2 protein-coding genes are annotated in these 1,271 nt (G+C 38.4%); both read left to right on the forward strand.

The genetic code is table 11. The annotated features are described in order from the left end of the window. Positions 1 to 591, forward strand: a 591-nt coding sequence (gene prmA / locus P767_RS15655; RefSeq protein ID WP_071840033.1) for a 50S ribosomal protein L11 methyltransferase, incomplete at its 5' end; no start/stop codon positions are given. Between the two features lie 71 nt (positions 592 to 662). Then, a complete protein-coding gene (gene plsY / locus P767_RS15660) occupies positions 663 to 1,238 on the forward strand; it encodes a glycerol-3-phosphate 1-O-acyltransferase PlsY (RefSeq protein ID WP_051417066.1) in 576 nt (191 codons plus the stop codon). Positions 1,239 to 1,271 lie beyond the last annotated feature (33 nt).

Raw genomic sequence — 1,271 nt, forward strand, 5'->3', positions numbered from 1 at the left:
ATACTATGGGAGTCTAATTTTAGCCCCATGCAGGTGGACAATTTTGTAGGGGTCAGGGCGGGATTTCATCCACCGTTTGAAGGAGTGGAATACGAATTGGTTATTACGCCTAAAATGAGTTTTGGAACCGGACATCACGGAACTACTTATTCGGTAATGAAATTGATGCAGTCCATAGACTTCAGAGAGAAGCGTGTTTTTGATTTTGGTACAGGAACAGGAATTCTGGCTATTCTTGCCGAAAAACTAGGAGCGTCAGAAGTAATGGCAATTGACAATGATCCCTGGTGCATAGATAATACGGAAGAGAATATTCAGGTGAATCAATGCAATCGCATTCAGGTAGCATTGGGGGATCAACTGAAGACGGATGTTCAGTATGATATTGTTATTGCTAATATAAACAGGCATATTTTAGAACAGAATGCGCAAGCCTTAAAGGCGATTACCATAAATGGTGGAATCTTACTAATCAGTGGGCTTTTAAGTTCAGATGAAGAAGATATGATTCATTTATTTAATGAAAAAGGGTTTAAATACCAGAAAACTGAACAAAAAGACGGCTGGGTGGCCATACAATTTTTGGCCTGATTAGTTCGTTTTTGTGTTAAGAAATCATTAACTTAGATAATTATTATCTTTGTGCTCCCAATTATACGTACATGAACGAAGTTTTATTGATTTTGTTGGCTTATTTAATTGGTTCGGTGCCAACAGCCATTTGGATTAGTAAGTATTTTTTTAAGATAGATATCCGCGACTACGGCAGTGGAAATGCCGGTGCTACCAACACTTTTCGTGTGTTGGGTTCTAAATGGGGAACGATTGTAATGGCAGTGGATGTATTGAAAGGTATTATTGCAACTTCACTGTATATCTTACTTCCTTATTATTTAACGGATGAGTGGGACAGAACTAATTTTATGATTGGATTAGGTCTGGCTGCAGTAATCGGCCATATTTTTCCCATCTGGGCTGGTTTCAGAGGAGGAAAGGGGGTAGCTACATTGCTGGGGATGGCTGTTGCCATTCAACCGTTGGTGGCCTTGTGTTGTGTAGGCGTATTTTTGATTGTCTTGTATTTAACAAGATTTGTTTCCCTGAGTTCCATTTTGGCAGGGGTGTCTTTTATGGTGTTTATCTTATTCATTTTCAACGAGAAAGAAACTTTATATAGAATTTTTGCTGTACTGGTAGCATTGATGGTCATTCTAACCCATCAGAAAAATATCGTATAACTTCGTATAATGTATGCTATACGAAGTTATGCA

The organism is Sediminibacterium salmoneum NBRC 103935 (assembly GCF_000511175.1).
GTDB lineage: Bacteria > Bacteroidota > Bacteroidia > Chitinophagales > Chitinophagaceae > Sediminibacterium > Sediminibacterium salmoneum.